This window comes from Salinivibrio sp. SS3, assembly GCF_001722105.1.
GTDB lineage: Bacteria > Pseudomonadota > Gammaproteobacteria > Enterobacterales > Vibrionaceae > Salinivibrio > Salinivibrio kushneri.
The window spans coordinates 1-26,984 of sequence record NZ_MEBQ01000045.1 but is presented as its reverse complement, the minus strand read 5'-3'; the positions used below and the strand labels follow the sequence as shown (position 1 = coordinate 26,984).

Annotated in this window: 32 protein-coding genes; 17 read left to right on the top strand and 15 right to left on the bottom strand. The window is 52.8% G+C overall.

All coding sequences use genetic code 11. The features are described 5' to 3' along the window. Positions 1–55: 55 nt before the first annotated feature. From murA to mlaF, 7 genes are read right to left on the bottom strand one after another with little or no spacing between them, the layout of a single operon-like run. Positions 56–1,315, bottom strand: coding sequence for a UDP-N-acetylglucosamine 1-carboxyvinyltransferase (murA, locus tag BGL48_RS14425; RefSeq protein ID WP_069363317.1), 1,260 nt, complete (start codon positions 1,313–1,315; stop codon positions 56–58). Positions 1,316–1,324: 9 nt separating this feature from the next. Continuing rightward, the gene (gene ibaG / locus BGL48_RS14420; RefSeq protein ID WP_069363316.1) at positions 1,325–1,594 is read right to left on the bottom strand and encodes a BolA family iron metabolism protein IbaG; all 270 of its coding nucleotides are present in this window, start codon (positions 1,592–1,594) and stop codon (positions 1,325–1,327) included. 2 nt (positions 1,595–1,596) lie between these two features. Next, positions 1,597–1,911 (bottom strand): STAS domain-containing protein, encoded by a 315-nt coding sequence (locus tag BGL48_RS14415; protein ID WP_069363315.1) that lies wholly within the window; start codon positions 1,909–1,911, stop codon positions 1,597–1,599. Then, positions 1,908–2,582 (bottom strand): phospholipid-binding protein MlaC, encoded by a 675-nt coding sequence (gene mlaC / locus BGL48_RS14410; RefSeq protein ID WP_069363314.1) that lies wholly within the window; start codon positions 2,580–2,582, stop codon positions 1,908–1,910. Before mlaC ends, BGL48_RS14415 begins: the two co-directional genes overlap by 4 nt. A 5-nt stretch (positions 2,583–2,587) precedes the next feature. Next, on the bottom strand, positions 2,588–3,067 hold the full coding sequence (mlaD, locus tag BGL48_RS14405) for an outer membrane lipid asymmetry maintenance protein MlaD (protein ID WP_069363313.1): 480 nt from the start codon (positions 3,065–3,067) through the stop codon (positions 2,588–2,590). A 2-nt stretch (positions 3,068–3,069) separates the two neighbouring features. Continuing rightward, positions 3,070–3,849 (bottom strand): lipid asymmetry maintenance ABC transporter permease subunit MlaE, encoded by a 780-nt coding sequence (mlaE, locus tag BGL48_RS14400; RefSeq protein WP_369801985.1) that lies wholly within the window; start codon positions 3,847–3,849, stop codon positions 3,070–3,072. Further along, positions 3,849–4,646 carry a phospholipid ABC transporter ATP-binding protein MlaF gene (gene mlaF, locus BGL48_RS14395; protein ID WP_069363311.1) on the bottom strand — a complete coding sequence of 266 codons (798 nt, stop codon included), beginning with the start codon at positions 4,644–4,646 and terminating at the stop codon, positions 3,849–3,851. Before mlaF ends, mlaE begins: the two co-directional genes overlap by 1 nt. Positions 4,647–5,106: 460 nt before the next feature. Here mlaF and BGL48_RS14390 point away from each other — a divergent pair, with 460 nt between their 5' ends. From BGL48_RS14390 to mgtE, 12 genes are all read left to right on the top strand, one after another. Further along, positions 5,107–6,069, top strand: coding sequence for a calcium/sodium antiporter (locus tag BGL48_RS14390; protein ID WP_069363310.1), 963 nt, complete (start codon positions 5,107–5,109; stop codon positions 6,067–6,069). A 12-nt stretch (positions 6,070–6,081) separates the two neighbouring features. After that, a complete protein-coding gene (locus tag BGL48_RS14385; RefSeq protein ID WP_069363309.1) occupies positions 6,082–7,056 on the top strand; it encodes a KpsF/GutQ family sugar-phosphate isomerase in 975 nt (324 codons plus the stop codon). Continuing rightward, a complete protein-coding gene (gene kdsC, locus BGL48_RS14380; protein ID WP_069363308.1) occupies positions 7,056–7,616 on the top strand; it encodes a 3-deoxy-manno-octulosonate-8-phosphatase KdsC in 561 nt (186 codons plus the stop codon). Before BGL48_RS14385 ends, kdsC begins: the two co-directional genes overlap by 1 nt. Beyond that, entirely contained in the window at positions 7,613–8,176 is a 564-nt protein-coding gene (gene lptC, locus BGL48_RS14375; protein WP_069363307.1) for an LPS export ABC transporter periplasmic protein LptC, read from the top strand. The genes kdsC and lptC overlap by 4 nt, the downstream gene beginning before the upstream one ends. Next, a complete protein-coding gene (gene lptA / locus BGL48_RS14370; RefSeq protein ID WP_046074202.1) occupies positions 8,157–8,690 on the top strand; it encodes a lipopolysaccharide transport periplasmic protein LptA in 534 nt (177 codons plus the stop codon). The genes lptC and lptA overlap by 20 nt, the downstream gene beginning before the upstream one ends. Positions 8,691–8,698: 8 nt before the next feature. Next, entirely contained in the window at positions 8,699–9,424 is a 726-nt protein-coding gene (gene lptB, locus BGL48_RS14365) for an LPS export ABC transporter ATP-binding protein (RefSeq protein ID WP_046073911.1), read from the top strand. Positions 9,425–9,596: 172 nt separating this feature from the next. Beyond that, positions 9,597–11,072 carry an RNA polymerase factor sigma-54 gene (locus BGL48_RS14360; protein ID WP_069363306.1) on the top strand — a complete coding sequence of 492 codons (1,476 nt, stop codon included), beginning with the start codon at positions 9,597–9,599 and terminating at the stop codon, positions 11,070–11,072. Between the two features lie 25 nt (positions 11,073–11,097). Then, positions 11,098–11,385 carry a ribosome hibernation promoting factor gene (gene hpf / locus BGL48_RS14355; protein ID WP_046073909.1) on the top strand — a complete coding sequence of 96 codons (288 nt, stop codon included), beginning with the start codon at positions 11,098–11,100 and terminating at the stop codon, positions 11,383–11,385. Between the two features lie 3 nt (positions 11,386–11,388). Continuing rightward, a complete protein-coding gene (gene ptsN, locus BGL48_RS14350) occupies positions 11,389–11,832 on the top strand; it encodes a PTS IIA-like nitrogen regulatory protein PtsN (RefSeq protein WP_069363305.1) in 444 nt (147 codons plus the stop codon). A 25-nt stretch (positions 11,833–11,857) separates the two neighbouring features. Further along, positions 11,858–12,709 carry an RNase adapter RapZ gene (rapZ, locus tag BGL48_RS14345; protein WP_069363304.1) on the top strand — a complete coding sequence of 284 codons (852 nt, stop codon included), beginning with the start codon at positions 11,858–11,860 and terminating at the stop codon, positions 12,707–12,709. Beyond that, entirely contained in the window at positions 12,706–12,981 is a 276-nt protein-coding gene (locus BGL48_RS14340) for an HPr family phosphocarrier protein (RefSeq protein ID WP_069363303.1), read from the top strand. Before rapZ ends, BGL48_RS14340 begins: the two co-directional genes overlap by 4 nt. A gap of 134 nt (positions 12,982–13,115) precedes the next feature. Then, complete coding sequence (mgtE, locus tag BGL48_RS14335; protein WP_069363302.1) at positions 13,116–14,483, top strand: magnesium transporter; 1,368 nt, start codon at positions 13,116–13,118, stop codon at positions 14,481–14,483. A 68-nt stretch (positions 14,484–14,551) separates the two neighbouring features. Here the strand turns inward: mgtE and rpoD are convergent, their stop codons facing one another. The 4 genes from rpoD to rpsU all read right to left on the bottom strand — a co-directional run bounded on the left by rpoD (position 14,552) and on the right by rpsU (position 19,011). Further along, complete coding sequence (gene rpoD, locus BGL48_RS14330; RefSeq protein ID WP_069363301.1) at positions 14,552–16,399, bottom strand: RNA polymerase sigma factor RpoD; 1,848 nt, start codon at positions 16,397–16,399, stop codon at positions 14,552–14,554. Between the two features lie 93 nt (positions 16,400–16,492). Next, on the bottom strand, positions 16,493–18,244 hold the full coding sequence (gene dnaG, locus BGL48_RS14325) for a DNA primase (protein ID WP_069363300.1): 1,752 nt from the start codon (positions 18,242–18,244) through the stop codon (positions 16,493–16,495). A gap of 83 nt (positions 18,245–18,327) precedes the next feature. Next, positions 18,328–18,771 carry a GatB/YqeY domain-containing protein gene (locus BGL48_RS14320; protein ID WP_069363299.1) on the bottom strand — a complete coding sequence of 148 codons (444 nt, stop codon included), beginning with the start codon at positions 18,769–18,771 and terminating at the stop codon, positions 18,328–18,330. Positions 18,772–18,795: 24 nt separating this feature from the next. Next, positions 18,796–19,011: a 30S ribosomal protein S21 gene (gene rpsU, locus BGL48_RS14315; RefSeq protein WP_046073901.1), complete on the bottom strand. Its 216-nt coding sequence runs from the start codon at positions 19,009–19,011 to the stop codon at positions 18,796–18,798. 251 nt (positions 19,012–19,262) lie between these two features. On the opposite strand from rpsU, the gene tsaD reads away from it, so the two are divergent. Then, on the top strand, positions 19,263–20,288 hold the full coding sequence (gene tsaD, locus BGL48_RS14310; protein ID WP_069363298.1) for a tRNA (adenosine(37)-N6)-threonylcarbamoyltransferase complex transferase subunit TsaD: 1,026 nt from the start codon (positions 19,263–19,265) through the stop codon (positions 20,286–20,288). Between the two features lie 88 nt (positions 20,289–20,376). On the opposite strand, the gene plsY is transcribed toward tsaD, so the two are convergent. Then, positions 20,377–20,976, bottom strand: coding sequence for a glycerol-3-phosphate 1-O-acyltransferase PlsY (plsY, locus tag BGL48_RS14305; RefSeq protein ID WP_069363297.1), 600 nt, complete (start codon positions 20,974–20,976; stop codon positions 20,377–20,379). 170 nt (positions 20,977–21,146) lie between these two features. Here plsY and folB point away from each other — a divergent pair, with 170 nt between their 5' ends. The 3 genes from folB to BGL48_RS14290 are packed head-to-tail and all read left to right on the top strand — an operon-like array spanning position 21,147 to position 22,797. After that, positions 21,147–21,500, top strand: a complete 354-nt coding sequence (gene folB / locus BGL48_RS14300; protein ID WP_069363296.1) for a dihydroneopterin aldolase — start codon at positions 21,147–21,149, stop codon at positions 21,498–21,500. Then, positions 21,497–21,994: a 2-amino-4-hydroxy-6-hydroxymethyldihydropteridine diphosphokinase gene (gene folK, locus BGL48_RS14295; protein WP_069363295.1), complete on the top strand. Its 498-nt coding sequence runs from the start codon at positions 21,497–21,499 to the stop codon at positions 21,992–21,994. The genes folB and folK overlap by 4 nt, the downstream gene beginning before the upstream one ends. Before the next feature lie 5 nt (positions 21,995–21,999). Next, positions 22,000–22,797, top strand: a complete 798-nt coding sequence (locus BGL48_RS14290; RefSeq protein ID WP_069363294.1) for an undecaprenyl-diphosphate phosphatase — start codon at positions 22,000–22,002, stop codon at positions 22,795–22,797. A 67-nt stretch (positions 22,798–22,864) separates the two neighbouring features. Here BGL48_RS14290 and pmbA read toward each other — a convergent pair whose 3' ends face one another. Then, the gene (pmbA, locus tag BGL48_RS14285; protein WP_069363293.1) at positions 22,865–24,205 is read right to left on the bottom strand and encodes a metalloprotease PmbA; all 1,341 of its coding nucleotides are present in this window, start codon (positions 24,203–24,205) and stop codon (positions 22,865–22,867) included. Positions 24,206–24,333: 128 nt separating this feature from the next. Here pmbA and yjgA point away from each other — a divergent pair, with 128 nt between their 5' ends. After that, entirely contained in the window at positions 24,334–24,861 is a 528-nt protein-coding gene (yjgA, locus tag BGL48_RS14280) for a ribosome biogenesis factor YjgA (RefSeq protein ID WP_069363292.1), read from the top strand. Positions 24,862–24,896: 35 nt separating this feature from the next. Here yjgA and tldD read toward each other — a convergent pair whose 3' ends face one another. Further along, complete coding sequence (gene tldD, locus BGL48_RS14275; protein WP_069363291.1) at positions 24,897–26,345, bottom strand: metalloprotease TldD; 1,449 nt, start codon at positions 26,343–26,345, stop codon at positions 24,897–24,899. Positions 26,346–26,411: 66 nt separating this feature from the next. Continuing rightward, positions 26,412–26,984, bottom strand: a 573-nt coding sequence (locus tag BGL48_RS14270; RefSeq protein WP_069363290.1) for a carbon-nitrogen hydrolase family protein, incomplete at its 5' end; no start/stop codon positions are given.

Here is a 26,984-nt window from a genome sequence, read left to right as displayed (position 1 = left end):
CGCCATCAAAAACGCCAGCTGGGTGCTGGCGTTTGTGTGTCGAGTGCAGACGAGGTTACGCCGCGTCAATCCGCTCTATTTTCGCGCCCAAGGCTTGAAGTTTATCCTCGATACGCTCATAGCCTCTATCGATATGATAAATGCGATCGACAATGGTCTCGCCCTTGGCGATACAACCCGCAATCACGAGGCTCGCCGAGGCGCGCAAATCGGTCGCCATCACTTGCGCCCCGCTTAAGCTGTCGGTGTCACCACAGATCACGGTATTGCCCTCAATTTCTGCATGAGCGCCCATGCGCTGCAGTTCAGGCACATGCATAAAACGGTTTTCAAAGATGGTTTCGGTGATAATGCCCGTGCCCTTGGCCACCAGATTAAGCAGGCTAAACTGGGCTTGCATATCAGTCGGAAACCCGGGATGCGGTGCGGTGCGTACATTCACCGCTTTTAGCTCGCGGTCGGTCATATCGAGTTCGATAAAATCATCACCGGTGACGACCTTCGCTCCCGCCTCTTCGAGCTTGTGCAATACCGCTTCGAGTAACTCGGGCGAAGTATGGCGACAAATAATATGACCGCCAGACACAGCCGCGGCCACCAAGAAGGTGCCGGTTTCAATCCGATCGGCCACCACTGAGTGCTTGCCGCCGCCGAGGCGTTCTACCCCCTCAATTTCAATCCGATCCGTGCCTGCACCTGATACCTTGGCACCCAGCATGTTGAGGAACTTGGCAGTATCCACGATTTCTGGCTCACGCGCCGCGTTTTCAATCACTGTGGTGCCGTCAGCCAGAGTGGCCGCACTCATGATGGTGACCGTCGCGCCGACGCTGACTTTGTCCATCACAATATGCGCCCCTTGCAAGCGGCCATCCACGGTCGCACGCACATAGCCTTCATCCAAGGTAATAGTGGCACCCAGCTGCTCAAGGCCATTGATGTGCAAGTCGACCGGGCGGGCACCGATGGCGCAGCCGCCTGGCAATGACACTTCGCCTTTACCAAAGCGTGCTACCAATGGCCCAAGCGCCCAAATAGACGCGCGCATGGTTTTGACTAAATCATACGGCGCACACAGCTCGGTGATGTCACTGGCATCCACATGGACAGAGCCGTTGCGGCTCACCTTGGCACCCAGGCGAGATAACAGAGCCATGGTGGTATCTATGTCACGCAGTTTAGGGACATTCGCCACCTCGACCGGCTCTTCAGCGAGTAATGAAGCAAATAAAATCGGGAGGGCGGCATTTTTCGCGCCGGAAATGGCCACTTCACCTTTTAGCGGGCCATTGCCCGTCACTCGAAACTTTTGCATCAGACCCTCTTACAACTGCATCAGCTTTTTATCGCGTGCCCACTCAGCTGGTGTCATCGCTTTAATGCTGACCGCATGAATATCATTACGCGCAATGTGGTCCGTTAGCGGACCATAGATCGTTTGTTGCTTTTTCACACGTGACATCCCGTCAAACAGCTCTGCCACAGCAATCACTTCAAAGTGGCTGCCATCGCCTTTGACGTGCAGCTCGTCCACTGACAAAGCCTTTTCCGAAAAAGCGGCCTCTAAAATGGCTTTAACTTCGCTTGCTTCCACGTTTAAACCCCTTCTTGATGCTCAGCATCGTCAAAAAATGTGTCTAAATTACTCAGCGTTAACAACAGCTTAAGTTGCTCGGGCACCCCTTGATAACGCACCTGTTGCCCCTGGCTACGTAGTTGCTTATCAAGGTGTAGCAACATCGCCATACCGGCGGAATCGACGCGTGACAACGCGCTTAAATCCAGGCTAAAGGCGGTGTCGGCGGGGAGCCACTGGTCACGTTGACGCCAAAAGTCAGGCACTGTGTCACGATCTAATCGCCCTGACAAGTGATACTGTTGCCCCTCCCCGGCGGTTAAGCGGATGCTCATGAGGCGTCCTGTTTTTGCTTGTCTTCGCGACGGATGGGGCGCTCTGCCAAGGTTTTTAATTGTTCGATGACCGAATCAATGCCATCACGACGTAGCGGCGCTTTCCACTCCGACTGCTTAGACTGGATCATACTCACCCCCTCAGCGGTGACGTCATAGGCTTGCCAATTTCCTGTCCGAGAATTTTTACGTAAGCTAAAATCAAGGCGAATTGGCGGTCGTGATGGGTCGGTAATGTCCACCCGCACTTTGACAATTTTATCGTCCGGGGCAATCGGCTGATCTTTTTGTACCTCGACGGCCTGGTCATCATATTCGAGCAGGATTTGGGCATAAGAAGCAATCATGTATTCAGTGAAGGCCTCGGTAAAGGCATCACGCTGCGCCGGTGTCGCTTTGCGATAATACTGCGCCCCTAACACCAACGATGCCGCATACCGGGTATGGATATAAGGCAGCAACTCGTCTTTCACCACATCTCGCAGCAAGTCCGGATCGGCGCGGAATAAGGTGCGATCTTTACGCAAGCGACTAAACGTGTTGTCCGCAACTTGCTCAATCAGCTGATAAGGGTTGGATTGATCAACCGGCTCACTGGCCTGCGCCACAGAACTAAGGCTAGAAACCATTAAGCAAATGGCGCTACCCAGTGCGATCAATGTCTTCTTCATGCTGTTTACTCCTTGTCACCCATGCTGTAGAGGAATTGACCGATCAAGTCTTCTAGCACCAGTGCCGATTTGGTGTCCTGAATTTTATCTCCCGCCTCGAGATAGCCAATGCCGAGGGCTTCATCCACGAAACCTGGGGTAATACCAATGTACTGCTCGCCCAATAACCCCGCTGTATAAATCGAGGCCGAACTTGATTCCGGAAAGCGCCCGGCGTCCGCGTTTATTTGCAAGGTGACCTGAGGGACATACGTCTCTGCATTCAAAGAAATATCGGTGACCTGGCCGACCGTCACGCCGCCCACCTTGACGGGTGAGCGTACTTTCAAACCACCAATATTGTCGAACTCAGCGGTTAAGGTATAGGTATCCGCCCGCCCCCAACGTTGGACGTCTGCCACTTGAAACGCCAAGACCAATAACGCTGCAATGCCCGCAATGACAAAGCAGCCTACCCAAAATTCTGTTTTACGACTCTGTTGCATGATTAATTCCCAAACATGAGTGCAGTAAGGACAAAGTCAAGGCCAAGCACGGCCAACGATGAATGTACCACAGTACGTGTAGTGGCGCGGCTGATCCCTTCCGATGTCGGCGTGGCATCATAGCCGTTAAAAAGCGCAATCCAGGTCACAGCCACCGCAAACACCACGCTTTTGATCAGGGCGTTGCCCACGTCATAACCCAGATCAACCGACGCTTGCATCACTGACCAGAAACTGCCGTGATCAATGCCTTTCCAGTCGACGCCAACTAACTCGCCGCCCCAAATGCCCACCAGCATAAAAATCACGGCCAGCAGTGGCATGGCGATTACGCCCGCCCAAAAACGCGGGGCAATCACTCGGCGTAGCGGGTCGACCGCCATCATTTCAAGGCTAGAGAGCTGCTCGGTGGCTTTCATCAAGCCTATTTCGGCGGTCAGTGCTGACCCGGCGCGTCCGGCAAACAGCAAGGCGGTCACCACGGGGCCAAGCTCACGCAGCAGCGACAAGGCCACCATTTGCCCAAGGCTGGTTTCCGCGCCAAAGTCTGACAACACCAGATAGCCTTGCAAGCTCAGTACCATGCCAATAAATAAGCCGGACACCATGATGATCGCCAGTGAGCGCACGCCTACCGAATAAAGCTGTTTGACCAACAATGGAAAGGTTTTGCTTGGCTGCGGACGGCCAATCAGTGCGCCTGCCATCACAAAGGTTGCACGGCCCATGGACTCGGCCACACGCATCGCCCGGCGGCCCACATCTTCAATTTGTGTTCTGATCACCGGAAAATCTCCTGCGTTAACTCGCCAGCGGGGTAGCGAAAAGGCACAGGGCCATCGGCATGGCCTTCTAAAAATTGTTTGACCCAAGGATCAGGGTTGTCACGCAGCGACTGGGGCGAGCCACTGGCGATAATGCGGCTATCGGCCAGTAAATAAACCTGATCGGCAATGCTCATCACCTCAGGGACATCGTGTGAGACCACCACACAGGTCAACCCTAGTGCTTGGTTGAGTTGGCGGATCAAGGTGACCAGTACGCCCATGGTAATCGGGTCTTGGCCGACAAAGGGCTCATCAAACAAAATCAGTTCAGGATCGAGGGCTATCGAGCGTGCGAGTGCTGCACGACGTGCCATGCCGCCAGACAGATCACTGGGCATTAAGTCGTGTGCACCACGCAGCCCCACCGCTTCTAACTTAAGCATCACGACGGTGTGGATCAATGACTCGTCTAAATCGGTATGTTCGCGCAGCGGAAAGGCGACATTGTCAAACACCGACATATCGGTAAACAGCGCCCCTGATTGGAACAGCATACTCATACGCTGACGGACTTCAAACAACTTGCGTCGTCCCAAGGTAGGAATGGCGTGACCATCAAACACAATCTCGCCCGCATCCGGTTTAAGCTGACCGGCAATCAAACGTAGCAAGGTGGTTTTGCCAATGCCTGATGGCCCCATGATCGCGGTTACCTGGCCACGTGGCACTTGCAAATCAATATTGTCAAAAATGCATCGATTGCCCCGTGAGAAAGTCATCCCACTGATATCTATCAGGCTCTGTGCTGCCATGGCCGCATCTCATGGTTATAAAGGAACAAAATGAAGTGGCTGATAATAAGGCGTCACCCACCCTAACACAAGCCACGCCGCACCTCAGCGCCCGCAGGACGTGACTTATCCCTGATAATAGCAGCTTCTTTTCGCTTTTCGTGTCAGACATCGGTCAGCTTACGTCCGGTAAATGTAACGCCAAGTACGCCCAGGTATTGCCAAACGCGATCCCGGTCAGCCAATAATCACTGCCGACAGCCTCTGTATGGCTAGCCATCCTTTCGTGGCTATCGTTTTATCGTGTTCTTTCATGGCGACCATTTCATGGCGACCGTTTCACGGCGACAACTCTCATGTTGATGAATGAAATCGCTGATTTCATCGCTAAACCACGGGCTTTTCGCTTCACATTTACCCCGTTAGCCGTCAGAATTGCACCTCATTTGAACCCAATCAATAAACGCAAAGGATAGGTGTCATGGTCATAGCGGTTGCCATACTCATTGTTGGACTCATCGTGCTAGTGTGGAGTGCCGACCGATTAGTGTTCGGCGCGGCAGCAATCGCGAAAAACTACGGCGTCTCTCCGCTGGTGATCGGGATGACTATTCTGGCCATGGGCTCCTCCGCCCCCGAGATGATGGTATCGGCCAATGCTGCCTTAGCGGATAAAACCGACACCGCCGTAGGAAATGTGTTGGGCTCGAATATCGCCAACATCGCGTTAATCCTCGGCTTTACCGCGTTGATCAAGCCCCTTTCTATCGGCTCGACCATTATTCGCCGCGAGCTGCCTTTGATGCTAGGGGTCACCGTATTGGCTGGGGTGCTGCTTTGGAACAACCACCTAGGCTTTTTTGAAGGGGTGGGACTGTTCACCTTATTTGTGATTTTCATCTTAATGATGCTGAAAATTGGCAAAGATTCTGGCGGCACTGATCCGATTCTTGCCGACCAGCAATCGGATATCCCTAATGATGTCAGCAATCTAAAAGCCGTATTGTGGATCATTATCGGCTTACCGTTACTGCTCGTCTCCTCGGATCAAGTGGTCGACTCGGCGGTGACCATTGCGCAGTACTTTGGCATGAGCGATTTAGTGATTGGCTTAACCATCATCGCCATTGGTACCAGCTTGCCTGAGCTCGCCGCGTCGATAGCCGGGGTTATGAAAGGGGAAGATGATTTGGCTGTCGGCAACATCATCGGCTCGAACGTGTTCAATATTCTCGCGGTGATGGGGATCCCAGGGTTACTCAATCCCTCGGCGATCAGTGAGTATGCCATGAGCCGCGATTATTATATTATGTTGGTGCTGTCTATCATGTTGCTGGTGTTTGCACTCGGCAAATCACGCAGTATCAACCGCATCGAAGGCGCTGTTTTTCTCCTTTGCTATATCAGCTATCAGGGCTACCTGTTTGTGAATGCGGCAGCCTAAACGGACACAAGTATGAGTGATTACAGTTTTGATTTTCGCCGCGCCGGACTTGATGTGCTCAACATTGAGCAGGACGCGATTGCGCAACTAAAAACGGCAATTGATGCTCACTTCGAGGCCGCATGCGAGCTTATTTTGCACGCCACCGGCAAAGTCGTGGTCATGGGCATGGGTAAATCCGGTCATATTGGTAAAAAAATTGCCGCGACATTGGCGAGCACGGGCACACCGGCGTTTTTTGTCCACCCAGGGGAAGCCAGCCACGGCGATCTGGGCATGATTCACCAAGGTGATGTGGTCCTTGCTATTTCTAACTCGGGTGAGGCGGGTGAAATTTTAACCCTGCTGCCCGTGATTAAGCGCCTCGGGATCCCACTGGTGTGTATGACCGGCAACCCCAATTCCAGTATGGGCCAGCTGGCAAAGGTCAACTTGAACATTCATGTACCACAGGAGGCCTGTCCATTGGCCTTGGCCCCTACCTCCAGCACCACGGCGACCTTAGTGATGGGTGATGCCCTTGCGATGGCATTAATGCAAGCCAGAGGCTTTACCGCGAACGATTTCGCCCTCTCCCACCCCGGCGGTGCACTGGGGCGTAAGCTATTATTACGTATCAGTGATTTGATGCACCAAGACGCGCGCTTGCCCATGGTAAAGGAAACCGCCACCGTCCGTGATGCACTTTTAGAGGTGTCGGAAAAAGGCCTGGGTATGACAGCGATTGTTGATAGTCATGGGCAACTCACGGGCGTGTTTACCGATGGTGATTTGCGCCGCTTGCTGGATATGCGCATTGACCTGCACACCACCACCATCGGTTCGGTGATGTCGAAAAATCCGGTCACCATTGAGCCGGAACTGCTGGCGGCAGAAGGACTCAAACTCATGGAAGAGCGTAAAATTAACGGGTTGCTGGTTGCCAAAAACGGCCAGCTGCTTGGCGCCCTTAACATGCATGACCTTTTAAAAGCCGGAGTAATGTAATGGCTTCCACTGTGATTGACACCCTTTATGGCCCTGTAGCCGCCGACGTATTTCAACGTGCCGCGGCGATAAAGTTGCTGATTTGTGATATTGATGGCGTGTTCTCCGATGGTCGCGTTTACATGGGCAATCATGGCGAAGAGCTCAAGGCGTTCCACACCCGTGATGGGTATGGCATCAAATCGATCATGAATGCCGGCATTGAGGTCGCGGTGATCACTGGCCGCCAATCGCAGATTGTCGCGAACCGCATGCAGGCGCTCGGTGTCCAACATGTGTATCAAGGACAAAGTGATAAACTTTCGGCGTATCAAGACTTGTGCCGCCATGTTGATGTTTTACCCGCCCACACCGCCTATATGGGCGATGACTTAATTGATTGGCCGGTGATGGAGAAAGTCGGGCTTGCCTGCTGTGTCGCGGATGGTCATCCACTCCTTAAGCGTCGCGCGCACTTTGTCACGCAAACAGGCGGTGGCTTCGGCGCCGTGCGTGAAGTGTGCGATCTCATGTTAGAGGCGCGTGGTGAACTCGACCAACACAAGGGCTTGAGTTTATGATCCGGCGGCTTGGCCTGCTTCTATTGGTCGTGCTTTGTAGCGTAAGCGGTTACTATCTATTGGTTCAGCATGGCTGGCAGCAAGTACAACAGGTTACCCCTGATGCCGAAAAGCCGCTTTTTACTGGCGAAGCGATCCAAACTGTGCAATATGATGCGGATGGTGTGCGCAGCTACACCGTACACGCCAAGCATCTTGAGCATTATGCCAAGATTGATGAAACCCACTTTAATGAGCCCGTTCTGTGGACGTACAAAGCAGGCACAGAGGAAGAGTGGCGGGTGAGTGCAGACTACGCAATATTGTCCGATGACCATCTGTTGACCATGACGGGCAACGTGCGCATTTTTAACCTACTACCGAATGCACAAATAGATTCGGTAGCCACTGATTCGGTGACCTTGAATCTCACCACGCGAGATTTTTGGTCTGAGAGTCCGACGACGATCACCGGCACCCGTTTTCAAACCAAAGGTCAACGAGTGAAAGGAAATTTCGGTAACCACCAGATGGAATTGTTAGACGATGTTAGAGGCCGATATGAAACGACCCCTCGTTAAAGCGCTGGCAGGTGCCATGTTGCTACTGTCGCATTACTCACTGGCTCTTAGCAGTGATACTGAGCAACCTATTTATATAGAGTCAGAAAGCCAGCACCTGGATATGGCCACCAACACGGTGACCTTTACCCAGAATGTGGTCCTGACCCAAGGCAGCATTAAAATCTTGGCTGATAAACTGATCGTGATTCGCCCGGAGGGCCAAGAGGGAGATGAAACCATCGAAGCCTATGGCAAGCCGGCCACGTTTGAGCAAACCATGGACGATGGCAAAGAGATTCATGGCGAAGCCAACAAGCTGCGCTACGAAGTAGGCAATGAATTTCTTAAAATGTCGACCAATGCGATGCTTGAGCAAAGTGGCAATCAGGTGGAAGGCAACGTGATCACCTATGAAATCGACAAGCAACAGCTTGTGGCAGAAAGTGATAGCACCAAACGCGTCACCACGATTTTGCAGCCGAGCACCAAGTCGTCATCCTCTCAGGATGCATCCACGTCAGACGAGCAATAAGAGGCGACATGGCAACACTCACAGCGGCCAATCTGGCCAAAAGTTATAAAGGGCGAAAGGTGGTCGCCGATGTCAGCTTAGAAGTGAAATCCGGTGAAATTGTTGGTCTTTTAGGCCCTAACGGTGCGGGTAAAACCACCTCGTTTTACATGATTGTCGGCTTGGTCGCTCGTGACGAAGGGGCCATCTATATCGATGACAAAGACATCAGCATTCAGCCGATGCATAACCGCTCACGCTTGGGGATCGGCTACTTGCCACAAGAGGCGTCGATATTTCGTAAGCTGAGCGTCTACGATAACCTGATGGCTGTGCTACAAACCCGTAAGTCGCTAAGCAAAGAAGAGCGCCAAGACAAGGCAGAAGATTTGCTCGATGAGTTTAATATCCAGCATATCCGTGACAGCTTGGGGATGGCCTTATCCGGCGGTGAACGCCGTCGGGTAGAAATCGCGCGTGCATTGGCCGCCAATCCGAAATTTATTTTGCTGGATGAGCCCTTTGCCGGGGTCGATCCGATATCGGTGATCGATATTAAGAAAATCATCGAGCATTTACGTGATCGTGGCTTAGGCGTATTGATCACCGACCACAATGTGCGCGAAACGCTCAGTGTCTGTGAACATGCTTACATTGTCAGCCAAGGACACTTGATTGCACACGGCACCCCTGATGAAGTGCTTAATGATGAGCATGTCAAACGGGTCTATTTGGGTGATCAATTCAAACTCTAGTGCGCCCGATCATGCCAGCTTGGTGAGCGTGTTCGGATAAAATATAGTGGACTGGCTCACGCTACAAACTGCCAATCAAGGCTATAGTTACTAAAGAGCGCTTGCCCTGTTAGCCAGAGCAAGCGTTTTTAACCTCTTCGGTCGTTGAAATAAGGAAAGGTGTACCGCCTCTATGAAACCCACGCTTCAGCTTAAGCTTGGACAACAACTCGCAATGACACCGCAGTTGCAACAGGCGATCCGCCTGTTGCAACTATCGACGCTGGACTTGCAACAGGAAATCCAAGAAGCGTTGGAAAGTAACCCGCTGTTGGAGCATGACGAGGGCCAAGAGCAAGAGGCCACTCAGCACGAGCCATCCCATGATAAAGACGCGGACGCACAAGAAACTGCAACCGCCAGCGCGGACACCATGGAAGCCTCTGACGCGTTTGAAAAGAACGAAATGCCAGACGATCTCCCGGTCGATACTACCTGGGATCATCTCTACTCGGCTGGCACGGGCAACACGGGCGCAGGTGCCAGCGGATACGACGACCAACCAGTTTATCAAGGCGAAACCACCCAAACGCTTTACGACTACTTAAAATGGCAGCTCGAGCTGACGCCTTTTTCGGAAAACGATCAGGTGATTGCGATGGCGATCATTGATGCGGTGGACGATCAAGGTTACCTGTCAGTGAGTACCGAAGAGATCCTCGATAGCTTAGGCAGCGAAGAGATTGAGCTTGACGAAGTCGAAGCGGTGCTCAAACGCGTGCAGCATTTTGATCCCCTAGGCGTTGCCTCTCGCACACTGCAAGAGTGCTTGATGCTGCAACTGGCAACCTACGACGCCGATACCCCTTGGCTGGACGACGCGCGGAAGGTGCTCACCGAACACATGGACTTGCTCGCCAACCGTGATTATCGCCAGTTGATGCGTGAAACCCGGCTAAAAGAGCCTGAGCTTAAATCCGTGATGCAATTGATTCATAGCCTCGAGCCACGCCCAGGTAACTTGATTGTGACCAACGAGGCCGAATACGTCGTCCCTGATGTCTCCGTGTTTAAGCATCAAGGTCAGTGGGTAGTTCAAATCAACCCAGATAGTGTGCCCAAACTAAAAGTGAATGAGCAATACGCCGCCTATGGCCGTAATGGGTGTAGCCCTTCTGATAGCCAGTTTATTCGCTCACACCTGCAAGAAGCCAAGTGGCTGATCAAAAGCCTCGAGAGCCGCAATGACACCTTGCTGAAGGTAGCGCGCTGTATTGTCGAACATCAGCATGACTTCTTTGAGTATGGGGAAGAGGCCATGAAGCCGATGGTACTTAACGACATCGCCTTGGATGTCGATATGCATGAATCGACCATCTCCCGTGTGACCACCCAAAAGTTCATGCATACGCCACGCGGTATTTTCGAGCTGAAATACTTTTTCTCTAGTCATGTCAGTACCGACAATGGCGGCGAGTGCTCATCCACGGCGATTCGCGCACTGATCAAAAAATTGGTCGCTGACGAGCCGGCTAACAAACCGCTCAGCGACAGTAAGATTGCCACATTGCTGGCCGAGCAAGGCATTAAAGTTGCACGACGGACCATTGCTAAATACCGAGAATCTCTAGGTATTGCACCGTCAAACCAGCGTAAGCGTCTACTATAGGCGCCTCAACAGAAGGAAAGTGTGTATGCAAATCAATCTGACCGGACAGTCTGTCGACGTCACGCCACCACTACGCGAGTATGTGGAGACCAAGTTTGCTAAACTCGAGCGCTTTTTCGAGCACATTAATAATGTCCATGTTGTACTGAATGTCCAAAAGCTCGACCAGATTGCAGAAGCAACGCTCCACGTCAACAACGGGGAGATCCATGCAAAAGCACAATCGCATGATATGTATGCGGCCATCGATGGGCTGACCGATAAGCTGGTCAAGCAACTGAGTAAACACAAAGAAAAGCTCAAACAGCACTAAGCTATGGAACTTAAAGAAGTACTGTCAGTGGACTGCACCCGCAGTGCCGTCCACTGCTCTAGCAAGAAACGCGCACTGGAAATTATCAGCCAGGTTGCTGCGGACAAGCTAGGCACCAACGCACAAACCTTGTTTGAATGCATGCTAAGTCGCGAAAAGCTGGGGACGACCGGCATAGGAGCGGGGATTGCCATTCCCCATGGTCGCACACTCGATAGCCAACATGCCGTGGGGGTGCTGCTACAATGCGCCCAGCCCATTGAGTTTGATGCGGTGGACAAACGGCCTGTCGATCTGCTGTTCGCGCTACTGGTGCCCGACGAACAGTGTAAGGTACACCTGCAAACCCTGTCCGCGATTGCCGAGAAGTTGAATGACAAAAAGCTGTGTCGTCAACTGCGCAATGCTAATTCAGACCAAGAGCTGTACAATATCATTACCCAATAATGGGCAATGCTGACGGGAGCGAACTATGATGCTAAAAATTGTTAGTGGCCGTTCCGGCTCAGGAAAGTCAGTGGCATTGCGGGTGCTGGAAGATCTTGGCTATTACTGCGTTGATAACCTGCCCGTCAACTTACTGCGTGACTTTGTGGTCTCTCAAGACGATGTGGACGCCAAGATTGCGGTCAGTCTCGATATTCGCAATTTCCCTAACGCTAAAGAACCGGTTGCCGACACCTTGGCTGCGCTGCGCGACATCTGCGATGTTACTGTGTACTATTTAGACGCCGACGATAAAGATCTGATTAAACGCTTCAGTGAAACGCGTCGGTTGCATCCACTGTCTCGCCAAAACCTTTCTTTAGAGCAAGCCATTTTGGCCGAGCGTCAGCAGATGGCGCCGATTAAAGAGCACGCGGATCGGGTGATTAACACCACGGGCTTGTCGATTCACGACTTAAGTGAGTCCGTACGTTCATTGGTGCTAGGTCGCACCAGTAGTGATTTGGTGATGGTGTTTGAATCTTTTGGCTTTAAACATGGCTTGCCTGCCGATGCCGATTATGTGTTTGATGTTCGCTTTCTCCCCAATCCACACTGGGAGCCCGCGCTCCGCCCTCATACTGGCTTGGAAAAACCGGTGCGTATGTTTCTTGCCGCCCAGCCTGACGTGGCCATGTTAGTGGCGCAGATTAAAGGGTTTCTCGAGTCTTGGTTACCTGCGCTTAAAAATAACAACCGTAGTTATGTCACCGTGGCGATTGGCTGTACTGGGGGCAAACACCGCTCGGTGTATGTCGCGCAATACTTATCGGATTATTTTCAGGAGCTGGGCGAGCAAGTGCAAACACGTCACCGTACCTTGGAGCAAAAACAGTGACCTCGATATCGGCTCAAGTGTGTATTCGTAACCGCTTAGGCTTGCATGCGCGCGCGGCGATCAAATTAGTGGAACTGATGCAAGATTATGATGCTGATGTGATACTGCAAAGCGCGGATAAATCCGCGACGGCCGACAGTGTGATGGCGATGCTGATGCTGGAATCGGCGCAAGGTGAAACCATTACCGTTTCAGCCACTGGCCCACAAGCATCGCCTGCTCTCGATGCCGTGAAAGCATTATTTGAAGCCGGCTTCGACGAAGACAGCTAATCGTCTCCCCTTCTGTGCCACTGCGCAGACCAGCGCGTTGAATCGCGCTAAATCCCGCCGATAACCGATTTGTCATGCGACAGACTCCCCTGATTGGGTTAGAATTTTAGTCATTGCATTTGGGGGAGTGGCCGATGGCAGAAACACTAGAACAAGAACAAAGTAACCTAACCCACCAACGGCTCCAAGAAGTCACTCAATTGCTCGAGCAAGGGATGTTCGTTCGCGTACGCCGTATGCTCGAGGACATGGAGCCAGAAGACATAGCACACCTTTTAGAGGCCTCTCCACCGAAAGGCCGTCTAGTGCTTTGGCAGCTCACCGATCCTGAAGATCAAGGCGAGATCCTTGATGAGCTATCAGAAGATGTGAAAGACGGCATCATGGTTCGCATGGCCCCTGATCAGCTCGCGGCAGCGACGGAGGGGATGGAAACCGATGATGTGGCTTACTTGCTCCGCAGCCTACCGCAAGACGTGTCCCAAGACGTGCTGGCGGAAATGGACGCCCAAGACAGGACGCGGGTACAGCAAGCCCTTTCTTACCCCGAGGAGTCCGCTGGCGGGATCATGAACACGGACGTCATCACTATCCGTGATGATGTCACCGTGGATGTGGTATTGCGCTATTTGCGGATGCGCGGTGAGTTACCCGACACCACAGATACCCTGTATGTGATCGACCCCAACGGCCGCTTGATTGGTAACTTGCCGATCAGTGCCCTGTTGGTTAACCAGCCGGATACCGATATCGCTGACATCATGGATGCCCCGGATGAAGCGATCAGTGTCACCATGGACGACGGGGATGTCGCCAGCTTGTTTGAACGCCGTAATTGGGTCTCTGCGCCCGTGGTGGATGAGCATAATCACTTGGTTGGCCGGATCACCATTGATGATGTGGTGGACATTATTCGTGAAGACGCTGAACACTCGATGATGAGCATGGCAGGTCTTGATGACGAGGAAGACACCTTTGCCCCCGCGTTTAAAAGTGCGCGTCGCCGTAGTATTTGGCTAGGGATCAATGTGTTGGCAGCGTTAACCGCGGCCTCGGTGTCCAACATGTTTGAAGGGACCCTGGATAAAATGGCGGCGATTGCGGTGTTGATGACCATTGTCCCCTCCATGGGCGGTGTGGCCGGTAACCAGACCGTCGCCTTGGTGATTCGCGGCCTGGCTGTGGGCCATATTGGTGATTCCAACACCCGCTGGCTATTGGCCAAAGAAGCCACTGTTGGCATGATTAACGGCCTAGTGTGGTCGATGATCATTGGCGGTGTGGTGGTGTTATGGAAAGGCAATATTGAGCTAGGCTTGATCATCTCAGGCGCGATGATGGTTAACCTGTTTGTCGCAGGTATTGCTGGGGTAGCGATACCGACGTTGCTGAAAAAGTACAATATCGATCCGGCACTGGCAGGGGGCATGGCGCTGACCACGGTCACCGATGTGGTTGGCCTGCTCGCCTTTTTGGGGCTGGCTACCTTATTTATTACTTAGCCTCTGTCGCATAAAAAAGGCGAGCCGTCTGGCTCGCCTTTCTCATTGAGTTGCTTGAAACCGCGTCATTACTCGTCCAAGAAACTACGCAATGTCTCAGAGCGGCTTGGGTGACGTAACTTACGCAGCGCTTTCGCCTCAATCTGGCGAATACGCTCACGGGTCACATCAAACTGCTTACCCACTTCTTCCAGGGTATGGTCGGTATTCATTTCAATACCAAAGCGCATACGCAGGACTTTCGCTTCACGCGGTGTCAGACCGGCCAGCACATCATTGGTTGCCATCTTAAGGTTGTTCGACGTCGCCGAATCCATCGGTAGCTCCAAGGTGGTGTCCTCGATAAAGTCACCCAGGTGTGAATCTTCGTCATCACCGATTGGGGTTTCCATCGAGATCGGCTCTTTAGCGATCTTCAATACCTTGCGAATTTTATCTTCCGGCATCAACATCCGTTCAGCCAGCTCCTCAGGCAACGGCTCTCGGCCCATTTCCTGCAGCATCTGACGCGAAATACGGTTGAGCTTGTTGATGGTCTCAATCATGTGCACCGGAATACGGATGGTTCGCGCTTGGTCCGCAATCGAGCGCGTGATTGCCTGACGGATCCACCAGGTCGCATAGGTTGAGAACTTATAGCCACGGCGATATTCAAACTTATCGACCGCTTTCATCAAGCCAATGTTACCTTCCTGGATAAGGTCCAAGAACTGTAGGCCACGGTTGGTGTATTTCTTAGCAATCGAAATAACCAGACGTAGGTTGGCCTCAACCATTTCTTTTTTCGCACGGCGTGCTTTCGCTTCACCGATAGACATGCGACGGCTGATGTCTTTGATCCGCTCGACCGACAAGCCCGTCTCTTCTTCGATGATCTTCAGCTTCTGCACACAGCGGCGAAGATCTTCTTCATAACGCGCCACACGCTCTGCGTAAGGCTTGCCAGAGTTTAGCGCTTCGTCAATCCAGGCATCCGATGACTCATTGCCCGCAAACAGTTGCACGAAGGTTTTCTTCGGCATTTTGGCCTGATCGACACAAAGACGCATCACCAAACGCTCTTGGGTGCGCACCTTGTCCATGGTTTGACGCATGTCATTAACCAGACGATCAAACTGCTTGGGGATCAGACGGAACTGCTTGAATGTTTCAGACAGCGCATCGATCGACGCTTTAGTGCGTTCATCATAACGACCGTACTGTTGGATCGCGGTTTCCATCGCCGCATAGGTACGACGAAGCTCGCTGAACTTCTCACGCGCCAGTTCAGGATCGATACCAACATCTTCATCACTCTCATCGTCTTCGTCGGTATCGTCTTTTTCTTCGTCTTCATCATCTTCGTCATCAAGCTCTTTTTCGCTGAGCTCGGAGCCGATATGGGTCGCCGTGGGTGCGACGTCATCCTGGTCTGGATCGATAAAACCAGAAATAATGTCGGTTAAGCGAAGCTCTTCCGCTTCCACTTTATCGAACTGATCAAGCAGTGAGGCAATCGAGGCCGGATATTCTGCCACCGAACACTGCACCTGGTTGATGCCGTCTTCGATACGCTTGGCGATATCGATCTCACCCTCACGGGTCAACAGCTCAACCGTGCCCATTTCTCGCATATACATGCGAACAGGATCCGTGGTGCGACCGATTTCACTCTCCACGCTAGAAAGTGCCGCCGCCGCTTCTTCGGCTGCGTCTTCGTCGGCCACGGTTTCTGACATCATTAGCTCATCGGCATCAGGGGCGGATTCCACCACTTGAATGCCCATGTCGTTAATCATCTGAATGATGTCTTCTATTTGGTCGGAATCGACAATGTCTTCCGGGAGGTGGTCATTAACTTCGGCATAGGTCAGATAGCCTTGCTCCTTGCCTTTTGCGACAAGCAACTTCAGCTGTGACTGCGGATTTTGATCCATAGACGATATCCAACTTCGGGTCTGAGTGAAGAATTTAGTATGCGGAAACGCAAACCGCCAATTTTAACAAATGTCACCTTTGCTGGCTACTTTCTAAACGGACTGGCTCTGTATCAGTAGCATCAGTTCCCGCTTCTCTTCGACTGATAAGCCGACGGTATTTGACTTCGCTTGCAACTTGGCTATTTGTTGTTCGACACACTGGGCGAGTATTTTATCCAGTGAATCGCAAAAAAGTTCTGACGCATTTTCATCGTCAACATGTAGATCCCAGCCAGCCAACCGGGCTAGCAAGGCTTCTTGCTTGGTTCCCCGCCAGTGCTCTAGCAACTGACCGGTAGTGATATGGGGGCGCTGTCGGCAAATCTCAAGGATGGGGTTTAACAACGCTAACCCGGGTAAATCAATGGTATCGGCCGATGGCAACGGCGGCACTTCTTGGCCGAGTTTGGGGTACTGCACTAACAGCGCAATCACCTCACGCATCGGCGTGCGCTTAATGTCCTGTTGACCATGCACTTTCACCGGCTGACCCTGACGACGAATCAGGGTATCAAGCTGATGATCATCCATAATCCCCAGCTTCTGTCCTAGGGTATTACGCAAATAAAGCCGCAAGGTATCACCCGGCACCTTTTCAATCAGCGGCACCGCCAAATTCGCCAGCTTGGCTTTCCCCTCTTGGCTACTGGTATCCACCTGCTTGAGCAAGGTGGTAAACATAAAGGTCGATAAACTCTGCGCCTCGCCCAGACGCTGCTCAAACCCTTCTTTGCCTTCTTGGCGGATGATAGAGTCCGGGTCGTCACCGTCAGGCAAAAACATAAATTTTAACTGGCGGCCATCGTGGATATAAGGCAGCGCTTGCTCCATCGCCCGCCAAGCGGCATCGCGTCCCGCTCTATCGCCGTCGTAGCAACACAGTATAGTACCGGTTTGCCGGAAAAGGGTTTGAATATGTTCGCCCGTGGTCGAGGTGCCCAAGGAGGCCACCGCATAATCTACGCCAAATTGCGCCAACGCGACCACGTCCATGTACCCTTCTACCACGAGTATACGCTCGGGATGGCGATAGCGTTGCATCACCTCATACAAGCCGTATAGCTCACGCCCTTTATGGAAAATCGGCGTTTCTGGCGAGTTAAGGTATTTGGGGGTGCCATCCCCTAATACACGGCCACCAAAACCGATTACTCGCCCACGGCGATCACGGATTGGGAACATCACGCGGCCACGGAATCTGTCGTAGCTATGGCCGTTATCGTTCTCAATCAACATGCCAGCGGTGAGCAACTGACGAATATCAGCTTGATTGCGACCAAAGCGGCGCTTAATGGTGTCCCATTTATCCGGGACAAAGCCAATACCAAATTGCTTAACTACTTCGCCGGATAGACCACGCTGTTTTAGGTAATCAATGGCTACTTGCCCCGCATCAGTGCGTAGTTCGCCACTGTAGGTACGCGCAATGGCTTCCATCATCTCGTAGATCTGACGCTTGTCATCACTGGGCATACTCGGACGCGTGTTGCCGCCCCCGGTTTGCTCACGAGGTACCTCTAAGCCTAAGGTGCTGGCGAGCTCTTCGATGGCATCAGGAAACTCCAGTCGCTCGAATTCCATCACAAAGTCGATAGCATTGCCGTGCACACCACATCCGAAGCAGTGATAAAACTGCTTGTCTTGGCTTACACTGAATGAAGGCGTCTTTTCGTTATGGAAAGGGCAACAGGCACTGTAGTTTTTGCCTTTTTTCTTGAGCTTGACCCGTGCATCAATGATCTCAACGATGTCGAGACGTGAAAGCAAGTCATCAATGAATGCGCGCGGGATTCTGCCTGCCATAACCTGAAATTTATAGGGAGAGAAGCAAACAAGCCGCGCCGTCCAAATGAGGAAAGCACGGCTTGTTATAGAGTGGAAAAAGACTAGCCTAGGTGTGCTTTAACACGCTGGCTTACTTTTCCCATATCAGCACGGCCTTGAACCTGAGGTTTTAATACCCCCATGACTTTGCCCATGTCTTGCATTGACGATGCACCGGCTTTCTCAACCGCTGCTTTCACCAATGCATCGACCTCGTCATCGCTTAACGGTTGGGGTAGAAATTCTTCTATCACCGCAATCTCGGCAAGCTCTGTCTCGGCAAGATCATCACGACCGGCTGCTTGGTACTGGGCTACGGAATCACGGCGCTGCTTCACATTTTTGGTCAGCACAGCCAGGATAGCTTCGTCGCTAAGCGACTGACGGGTATCCACTTCTTGCTGTTTAATCGCTGCCATCACAAGGCGAAGCGTCCCGAGACGCGCCTTGTCTTTTTGTTTCATCGCCGTTTTTTGGGCGTCTTTTAGACGTTCAAGCAATTCCATAGCACCTTCCTGAATCTGTCTTTATTAGTACAGACGTACGCGGCGTTGGTTTTCGCGGGCCAACTTCTTCAGGTGACGCTTCTGAGCGGCAGCTTTAGCGCGTTTGCGAACGGTCGTTGGCTTTTCATAGTTCTCACGACGACGAACTTCAGAAAGAATACCGGCTTTCTCACAAGAGCGCTTAAAGCGACGCAGTGCTACGTCAAATGGTTCGTTTTCACGTACTTTAACTACTGGCATGTGCCTTTCACCTCGGGGGTTGTCAGTTACTGCTGGCGAACAATTGGCCAGCCTTGATTAAAAATGGTGCGAAATTCTAATCCGAATAGGGGGTGATTGTAAAGCGCATCTGGCGAATTACTTCTAAGCCATGTAAGATTGCGCGCACGGTCAGCCTGCGCTGACACTGTCTTCTTCGCTTTGGTCATCACAATAATACGTGAAGCATGACTGTAAGCACTCCATCTATCGGCTGTTATTCTGAGGTTATGATGCGCATTCTAGGCATAGAGACATCTTGTGACGAAACCGGCGTCGCCATCTACGACGACCAAGCGGGCCTTCTGTCACATAAACTTTACAGCCAAGTCAAGCTTCACGCTGATTATGGTGGCGTGGTGCCTGAACTTGCCTCGCGCGATCATGTTAAAAAAACCTTGCCGCTGATTAAAGCGGCCATGGCGGAGGCAAACCTCACCCCCGCTCAGATTGATGGAATTGCTTATACCGCGGGCCCCGGCCTAGTCGGTGCCTTGCTGGTTGGCTCAACCATTGGACGCAGTCTGGCCTATGCATGGCAAGTCCCCGCGGTGGGCGTTCACCATATGGAAGGTCACCTTCTCGCCCCGATGCTAGAAGATAACCCGCCGCCGTTTCCATTTATTGCTTTATTGGTCTCTGGCGGACATACACAGCTGGTCGAAGTGAAAGGGATTGGTCAATATCGCATTCTTGGTGAGTCAATTGACGACGCCGCCGGTGAGGCGTTTGATAAAACGGCCAAACTGATGAATCTCGATTATCCCGGCGGCCCCTTGCTGTCGAAATTGGCAGAAAACGGCACCCACGGCCGTTTTACTTTTCCACGCCCGATGACCGATCGCCCCGGGTTAGACTTTAGCTTCTCCGGCTTAAAAACCTTTGCCGCCAATACCATCGCCGCTAATGAGACGGACGAACAAACGCGCGCCGATATTGCTTATGCGTTTCAAGATGCCGTGGTCGATACCTTAGCTATTAAGTGTAAGCGAGCGCTCGATCAGTGCGGTCTGAATCGCTTAGTGGTCGCGGGCGGCGTGAGTGCCAACCGTCATTTACGGGAAAAGCTGGAGGCGCTGACGCAAAAGCGCGGCGGCGATGTGTTCTATCCTCGTCCTGAGTTTTGTACCGATAATGGCGCAATGATCGCTTACGCGGGCATGCAGCGGCTTAAAAACGGCGAGCATCTGGGTCTCGGTGTAAAAGCCCAGCCACGTTGGCCACTCGACACGCTTGCCGCGGTCGAAACCGACGCATAGTCGTTGGTCAAACCAGACAGACAAAAGGCAGCCTGAGGCTGCCTTTTTTGCTGCGAACGCGCTAGCGTAACCTGCCCCTCACCCGTCGCTAACGTCGCCACCAACCAAGAAGCACGGGTTTTTCATCACCATCCAGCAAGCGCCGGATATTGTCGTAGTGACGAAACAAAATCAAACACGAAAGCATGGCAACGGGCATGGTAAATTGCGGCTTTATCCACCAGGTAAATAGCGGGGCGACGATCGCTGTCACAATCGCACTGAGTGACGAGTAGCCCGTCAACACAAGCACCACCCCCCAGGTCACCACTAGCAGGCCAGTTAAGCTCAAACCAATCGGGGCCATGGCGCCCAGTGCGGTCGCCACCCCTTTGCCGCCACGGAAATGGAAAAAGACCGGGTAAATATGTCCTAGACAGGCCGCAATGGCGATAAGGCCCAGTAGAAATGGATTAATGCCAATCAGGTAGCTTAGCCAAACGGGGATCATCCCTTTTAGCATGTCACACAGCAGCACCCAGGCCGCAGCAAAGCGCCCACCGAGACGATAAACGTTCGTCGCCCCTGGGTTTTTCGACCCTTGATCTCTTGGGTCTGGCAAGCCAAACGCGCGACAAACCAACACGGCACTGGACACAGAGCCAAGTAAGTAGGCAGCGATGATGATGGCAATGGCCAGTGCAGTCATGTGAAATCCCTAGAGTTTGTGCCGCATTCGTTGCTATAGTGCGCCGACGTTCATCGATAAACCTATCATGGATCGGAACGCATTGCGTATCCATCTGTCAATGAACACATCCAATAATACGAACTTTCTTACCACAGTGGTATCCGACCTGTCACGGAGTGTGAAAAAACATGGATTCCGTATTCATAGAGCAACTCGACGTGTACACCACTATCGGTGTCTACGATTGGGAACAAACCATCCAGCAAAAGTTGGTGTTCGATATTGACATGGCGCACGATAATCAACCCGCCGCCCAGCAGGATGACGTGGCGCTAGCGCTTGATTATGCCAGTATCAGTGAGGCGGTTATCGCCCATGTACAGGCCAGCCGCTGTGCGTTGATCGAACGCGTGGCGGAAGAGGTTGCTCAATTAATTCAAACCCAGTTTGGCGTCAGCTGGATTAGAGTGCGGGTGGCCAAGCCAGGCGCAGTCGCTCAGGCTCGTAACGTGGGTGTAGTCATAGAGCGAGGCACACGGTGACACAAGCATTACTTAGTATCGGCTCTAATATCGAGCGCGATTATCACATCGAACAGGCCGTTAAAGCCTTGCGCCAGCTTGACCCACACTGTCGCTTTTCCCGCATTTTTGAAGCCGAACCAGTCGGGTTTGAAGGCCCTCACTTTTACAACCTGATTGCCGAGCTTCACACCTCGCTTCCGTTGCACGACTTTTGGCAAGCCGTTCGTGACATTGAATCGCAACAAGGAAGAGAGCGCAACGACCCCAAATGCCGCGATCGCACCATAGACATAGACCTACTCACCTTTGGCGAACACTGCCAGGCAAAAGGGCCAACGTTGCCACGCAATGATATCTACAAATTTGCCTTTACCCTGTGGCCACTCGCCGAGCTCTGCCCTGACCAAGCCATTCCTGGCGATGGCCGGACGTTCGCCCAGCTTTGGCAGACCTTTGACCAAGACCAACCACTATGGCCGATTGAGACGCCAACGTATTTGAAGGATATTTAAGCACCATGAGCCTCTTTGAAGCCTTTTTTTTGGCCTTGATTCAAGGATTAACCGAGTTTCTTCCTATTTCTAGCTCCGCGCACCTTATTCTGCCTTCACAGCTTTTTGGCTGGGCCGATCAGGGCCTTGCCTTTGACGTTGCTGTACACGTCGGCACACTGGCGGCAGTGGTGGGGTATTTTCGCCGTGAAGTGTGGAATCTCCTTAAAGCCTTTTTTGCCTCTCTCAAGGGTGAGCACAGCTCGGATAGTCAATTGGCATGGATGATCGTCTTAGCCACGATCCCAGCGTGTGTGGCCGGTTTGTTTTTAAAAGACGTGATCGAGCTTTACCTGCGTACGGCCTGGGTAATCGCGGCAACCACACTGATTTTTGGTGGCTTATTGTGGTGGGCGGATCGCAAAGCGACCCAAACATGCGATGAGTATCAAACCACGCCCTACCGCGCCGTACTGATAGGTGTGGCGCAAGCCCTTGCCTTGATTCCTGGGACGTCGCGCTCAGGCGCCACCATCACTGCGGCATTAATGCTCGGTTATACGCGCGAAGCCGCGGCACGATTTTCGTTTTTGATGTCGATTCCTATCATTACCCTCGCTGGCTCCTATCTGGGGCTGCAATTGGCGACCAGCCCAGAGCCGGTGGCCATGGATGCGATCGGTGTTGGGCTATTGGTGTCGTTTGTCAGTGCTTACGCGTGTATTCACGCCTTTTTAAAGCTGGTGACACGGGTGGGCATGTTACCCTTCGTGATCTACCGCTTGGTATTGGGTGTGCTGTTACTGGCCTTTATCGCCGGATAAAAAAACACCAAGCACGATACACGTGCTTGGTGGTCTCTCCGTCAGGAATGGGTGGCTGACCGAGGCGTTACTCTCCGGCCACCTTCATGCCATCAATGATCACTGAGCCGGTTTGAATTTGGCTGCGCGTCTCGATATCGGTACCAATCGCGACAATGTTAGCAAATATCTCATTAAGATTGCCGGCAATGGTGATCCCGCTCACCGGGTATTGGATCTCGCCATTTTCCACCCAAAAACCAGCGGCACCGCGTGAGTAATCGCCAGTCACTGGGTTCACTCCTTGTCCCATCAACTCAGTCACCAATAACCCCGTGCCTAAGGTTTTTAGCATGGCATCGGCATCTTGGCCGGTGTGGCTCACGTACCAGTTGTGAATGCCGCCGGCATGGCCGGTTGGTTCCATGCCTAGCTTACGCGCGGCATAACTGGTGGCGAGATAGGTGTTTAATACCCCCTTTTCAATGATGCGCCTGTCTTGTGTGATCACTCCTTCACTATCAAAGGGTGCACTCGCGGCGCCTTTTCGTACATGGGGTAACTCGTTGATGGTGAGCCAATCTGGGAAGATCTGCTCGCCTTTCTTATCCAATAAGAAAGAGGACTTGCGGTAAAGCGCTGAACCGCTGATCGCCATCACCAAATGGCCAAACAGCCCAGTAGCCACACTGCGATCGAACATCACTGGCACTTGGCATGTCGCCACACTGCGTGGGTTTAAGCGCGCCACAGCGTGTTTGGCCGCTTCGACTCCCACAAAGGCCGGTGTCCATAAGTCCGCTTTGTCCCGTGCCACCGTGTAGCTCATGTCACGCTCCATCCCTGCGTCACTCTCCGCTATCACTGAGCAGCTTAGCGCTTGGCGGCTCGAGGGATAACTGCCGAGCATGCCATGACTGTTGCCATACACACGCACCCCATAGTGGCTGTCATAGCTGGCACCATCGCTGAACTTGATTCGGCTGTCATGGCTCAGTGCCGCTTGCTCGGCTTCAATCGCCAACGCGGCGGCGGTATCCGGCTCGGGCTCATCGGGATAGAATAAATCGAGGTCAGGATAGTCAAAGGCCATTAACGCTTTAGGTGCTGGGCCTCCGAAAGGATCCGGCGAAGTATAGCTTGCGATCTCAAGCGCCGCTTCAACGGTTTTCGCGATCGCTTTGTCCGACAAATCAGTGGTGGATGCGCTGCCTTTGCGCTGATCCCGGTAAACGGTGATCCCAAGGGCACCATCTTGATTGAACTCCACGTTCTCGACTTCGCCCATCCGCGAGCTGACGCTGATGCCGGTACTTTTGGTAATCGCCACTTCCGCCTGGTCACTTTTGGCCGATGCCATGTCGAGCGCACGGCTGACAGCTTGACGAAGTTGCTGCTCTTGCTCGGCGACTTGTTGTTTCACACTCATAGTTGACCTTTTTGATTCGCATTCAAGTTCGACACACTCAGCGCCACGCGCCTATGATAAAAAAGCCCGCGTTTGGGCGCATTTCTTGTTAACATACGTGTCATTGCACATTCTCACTGAGGTTGAACATGGGCCGTAAAAATAAACCCGCTCCCTGGGAGGAAGAGGAAGAGATCATCTGGGTCAGCAAGTCCGAGATGAAACGCGATATGCTTGCCTTGCAAGAACTTGGCGAAGCACTGGTCAAACTCAAACCAGCCGTGTTAGAAAAATTCCCGCTCGACGATGACTTGCTCAGCGCGATTACAGACGCCCAACGCTTGAAGAACGAAGCGCGCCGTCGCCAACTACAATATGTTGGCAAGCTTATGCGCTCTCGTGACCCTGAGCCGATTCAGGCAGCGCTTGATAAGTTGCAAAATAAGCATGCTCAGCAAACGGTCGAGCTTCACAAGCTTGAGCAACTGCGTGACCGCATCATTGACCAAGGCGACAGTGCGATTAGCGATGTGCTGTTGCTGTACCCTGATGCCGATCGTCAACGTTTACGTCAGCTAGCACGCCAGGCTAAAAAAGAGCAGCAGCAAAACAAACCGTCCAAGGCGTATCGCGAGATTTTCCAGTATCTCAAAAGCTTTTACGACCAAAGCCTATAAAATGCCACGCCAGTGCCCCGCACTGGCGTGCAGACTTAGGACTCAGTGCCTCCGACTGTCATCGCATCCAGCTTCAAGGTCGGCTGGCCAACCCCCACTGGAACACTTTGTCCGGCTTTACCACACACCCCGACACCGGGGTCGATGGCCAAATCATTCCCCACCATAGAGACTTGCTGCATCGCTTCGACGCCGCTGCCAATTAAGGTCGCCCCTTTCACTGGCGTGGTCAGTTCACCGTTTTCAATCAGGTAAGCCTCTGAGGTGGAGAAAACAAACTTACCCGAGGTAATATCGACCTGACCGCCGCCAAAGTTTGGCGCGTATAAGCCACGCTCCACGCTGGCAATCATCGACGCTGGCGAGCTTTCACCGCCTAGCATGTAGGTATTGGTCATCCGCGGCATCGGCAGATGCGCATACGACTCACGACGGCCATTACCGGTGGGTGCGACGCCCATGAGGCTGGCATTGTGCTTATCTTGCATATAGCCTTTGAGCACACCCTTTTCGATTAACACATTGTACTGACCCGGCACCCCCTCATCATCGATGCTCATTGAGCCGCGGCGATCATTCATGGTGCCATCATCAACAATGGTACACAGCGGTGAGGTGACCTGCTCGCCAAGGCGACCGGTAAATACCGATGACTCTTTTCGGTTAAAGTCTCCTTCTAAGCCGTGTCCGACCGCTTCATGCAATAAGACGCCTGGCCAGCCGGCCCCCAACACCACGGGCATGGTCCCTGCCGGTGCCGCGTCGGCGCGCAGGTTTACCAGGGCTAGGCGAATCGCTTCATCGGCAAACTGCAGCGCGCGTGACTTACCTGCATCCTCTTGCAAGAATACGTCATAGCCATAACGGCCACCGCCCCCCGCACTGCCGCGTTCACGGCGTCCATCTTGTTCAACCAATACAGAAACCGACAAGCGAACCAATGGACGAATATCGGCGCCATAGGTGCCATCGGTGGCGGCCACCAGCACTTGCTCATAAAGGCCGTTTAGGCTGGCATTCACTTCTTTCACCCGTGGCTCTTTGGCACGGATGTAGCTGTCTATTTCTTTGAGTAGAGCGATTTTTTGCTCGCGGGTTAGGCTCGCGAGCGGATCAATGGGACCATAGTACGGCCTTGCTTGCACCGCAGAAAACGCGCTCACTTTGCCGTGCCCGCCAGCCGGGGCAATCCCACGTGCTGCAGTGGCACTTTGCATCAAGGCATCGGGGGTGAGCTGATCCGAATAGGCAAATCCGGTTTTTTCACCGCTGATCGCTCTCACACCGACCCCGCGGTCGATATTAAATGAACCGTCTTTAATGATGCTGTCTTCCAAGGCGAGGGATTCATGCCAGGTGGATTGGAAGAAAATATCACCGTAGTCAATCTGACGACCGCTCAGGTGCGCCAGTGTCGCATGCAGTTGCGACTCACTCACGCCCGCCGGGCGCAGCAAGGTTTCTTCGACCTGTTCCAGACTCATTCGTTTACTCTTGGTTGTGGCTGCCGAGCCGGCAGCCGAGAAAAAAGATAACGCGCCGAGGGTGCGCTATTTCAGTTGGCTTTGCAACCGGGTATGAGACAGTACGGGCATCTTATGCCGAATGGATTCCCCCATGCTTAAATCAAGCTCAGCCCAGGTCACGCCGGGCTCACTCCCCAGCGACGCCACGACCTGTCCCCAGGGATCGATGATCATCGAGTGCCCCCAGGTTTGGCGTCCTTTACTATGCTCACCACACTGCCCTGCCGCAATTACCCAGCATTGGGTTTCTATTGCTCGCGCCCGCAACAAGGTTTCCCAATGCGCTTGACCGGTCACGCGGGTAAAGGCCGCTGGCACGGTTATGATATCGGCACCTTGGGCGCGTAGCGCTTGATACATGGGTGCAAAACGAACATCGTAGCAGATACTTAATCCAAGGCAGCCAAAGGGCGTATCGAGTGTGGCGAGACGGTCACCGGCCTCAAAGTAGTCAGACTCGCAATACCGTCCGTGGGCATCGGCCACTTCTACATCAAATAGGTGCAATTTGTCGTAACTGCCGCGCAAGTGTCCGGCGTTGTCAAACACCAAGCTCGTACTGCTTAACATGCCATTGTCGTTTTGACTCACTACAGA

What these genes read in the sequence shown, in the direction of transcription:
- folB (WP_069363296.1), top strand. Translation starts at nt 21,147, where the DNA reads ATGGATTCCGTATTCATAGAGCAACTCGACGTGTACACCACTATCGGT.
- BGL48_RS14360 (WP_069363306.1), top strand. Translation starts at nt 9,597, where the DNA reads ATGAAACCCACGCTTCAGCTTAAGCTTGGACAACAACTCGCAATGACA.
- BGL48_RS14320 (WP_069363299.1), bottom strand. Translation starts at nt 18,771, where the DNA reads ATGGAATTGCTTGAACGTCTAAAAGACGCCCAAAAAACGGCGATGAAA.
- rpoD (WP_069363301.1), bottom strand. Translation starts at nt 16,399, where the DNA reads ATGGATCAAAATCCGCAGTCACAGCTGAAGTTGCTTGTCGCAAAAGGC.
- tsaD (WP_069363298.1), top strand. Translation starts at nt 19,263, where the DNA reads ATGCGCATTCTAGGCATAGAGACATCTTGTGACGAAACCGGCGTCGCC.
- hpf (WP_046073909.1), top strand. Translation starts at nt 11,098, where the DNA reads ATGCAAATCAATCTGACCGGACAGTCTGTCGACGTCACGCCACCACTA.
- mlaF (WP_069363311.1), bottom strand. Translation starts at nt 4,646, where the DNA reads ATGGCAGCACAGAGCCTGATAGATATCAGTGGGATGACTTTCTCACGG.
- pmbA (WP_069363293.1), bottom strand. Translation starts at nt 24,205, where the DNA reads ATGAGTGTGAAACAACAAGTCGCCGAGCAAGAGCAGCAACTTCGTCAA.
- lptA (WP_046074202.1), top strand. Translation starts at nt 8,157, where the DNA reads ATGAAACGACCCCTCGTTAAAGCGCTGGCAGGTGCCATGTTGCTACTG.
- mlaD (WP_069363313.1), bottom strand. Translation starts at nt 3,067, where the DNA reads ATGCAACAGAGTCGTAAAACAGAATTTTGGGTAGGCTGCTTTGTCATT.
- mgtE (WP_069363302.1), top strand. Translation starts at nt 13,116, where the DNA reads ATGGCAGAAACACTAGAACAAGAACAAAGTAACCTAACCCACCAACGG.
- murA (WP_069363317.1), bottom strand. Translation starts at nt 1,315, where the DNA reads ATGCAAAAGTTTCGAGTGACGGGCAATGGCCCGCTAAAAGGTGAAGTG.
- rapZ (WP_069363304.1), top strand. Translation starts at nt 11,858, where the DNA reads ATGATGCTAAAAATTGTTAGTGGCCGTTCCGGCTCAGGAAAGTCAGTG.
- yjgA (WP_069363292.1), top strand. Translation starts at nt 24,334, where the DNA reads ATGGGCCGTAAAAATAAACCCGCTCCCTGGGAGGAAGAGGAAGAGATC.
- lptB (WP_046073911.1), top strand. Translation starts at nt 8,699, where the DNA reads ATGGCAACACTCACAGCGGCCAATCTGGCCAAAAGTTATAAAGGGCGA.
- lptC (WP_069363307.1), top strand. Translation starts at nt 7,613, where the DNA reads ATGATCCGGCGGCTTGGCCTGCTTCTATTGGTCGTGCTTTGTAGCGTA.
- BGL48_RS14390 (WP_069363310.1), top strand. Translation starts at nt 5,107, where the DNA reads ATGGTCATAGCGGTTGCCATACTCATTGTTGGACTCATCGTGCTAGTG.
- kdsC (WP_069363308.1), top strand. Translation starts at nt 7,056, where the DNA reads ATGGCTTCCACTGTGATTGACACCCTTTATGGCCCTGTAGCCGCCGAC.
- BGL48_RS14415 (WP_069363315.1), bottom strand. Translation starts at nt 1,911, where the DNA reads ATGAGCATCCGCTTAACCGCCGGGGAGGGGCAACAGTATCACTTGTCA.
- ptsN (WP_069363305.1), top strand. Translation starts at nt 11,389, where the DNA reads ATGGAACTTAAAGAAGTACTGTCAGTGGACTGCACCCGCAGTGCCGTC.
- BGL48_RS14290 (WP_069363294.1), top strand. Translation starts at nt 22,000, where the DNA reads ATGAGCCTCTTTGAAGCCTTTTTTTTGGCCTTGATTCAAGGATTAACC.
- plsY (WP_069363297.1), bottom strand. Translation starts at nt 20,976, where the DNA reads ATGACTGCACTGGCCATTGCCATCATCATCGCTGCCTACTTACTTGGC.
- mlaC (WP_069363314.1), bottom strand. Translation starts at nt 2,582, where the DNA reads ATGAAGAAGACATTGATCGCACTGGGTAGCGCCATTTGCTTAATGGTT.
- BGL48_RS14385 (WP_069363309.1), top strand. Translation starts at nt 6,082, where the DNA reads ATGAGTGATTACAGTTTTGATTTTCGCCGCGCCGGACTTGATGTGCTC.
- dnaG (WP_069363300.1), bottom strand. Translation starts at nt 18,244, where the DNA reads ATGGCAGGCAGAATCCCGCGCGCATTCATTGATGACTTGCTTTCACGT.
- tldD (WP_069363291.1), bottom strand. Translation starts at nt 26,345, where the DNA reads ATGAGTCTGGAACAGGTCGAAGAAACCTTGCTGCGCCCGGCGGGCGTG.
- rpsU (WP_046073901.1), bottom strand. Translation starts at nt 19,011, where the DNA reads ATGCCAGTAGTTAAAGTACGTGAAAACGAACCATTTGACGTAGCACTG.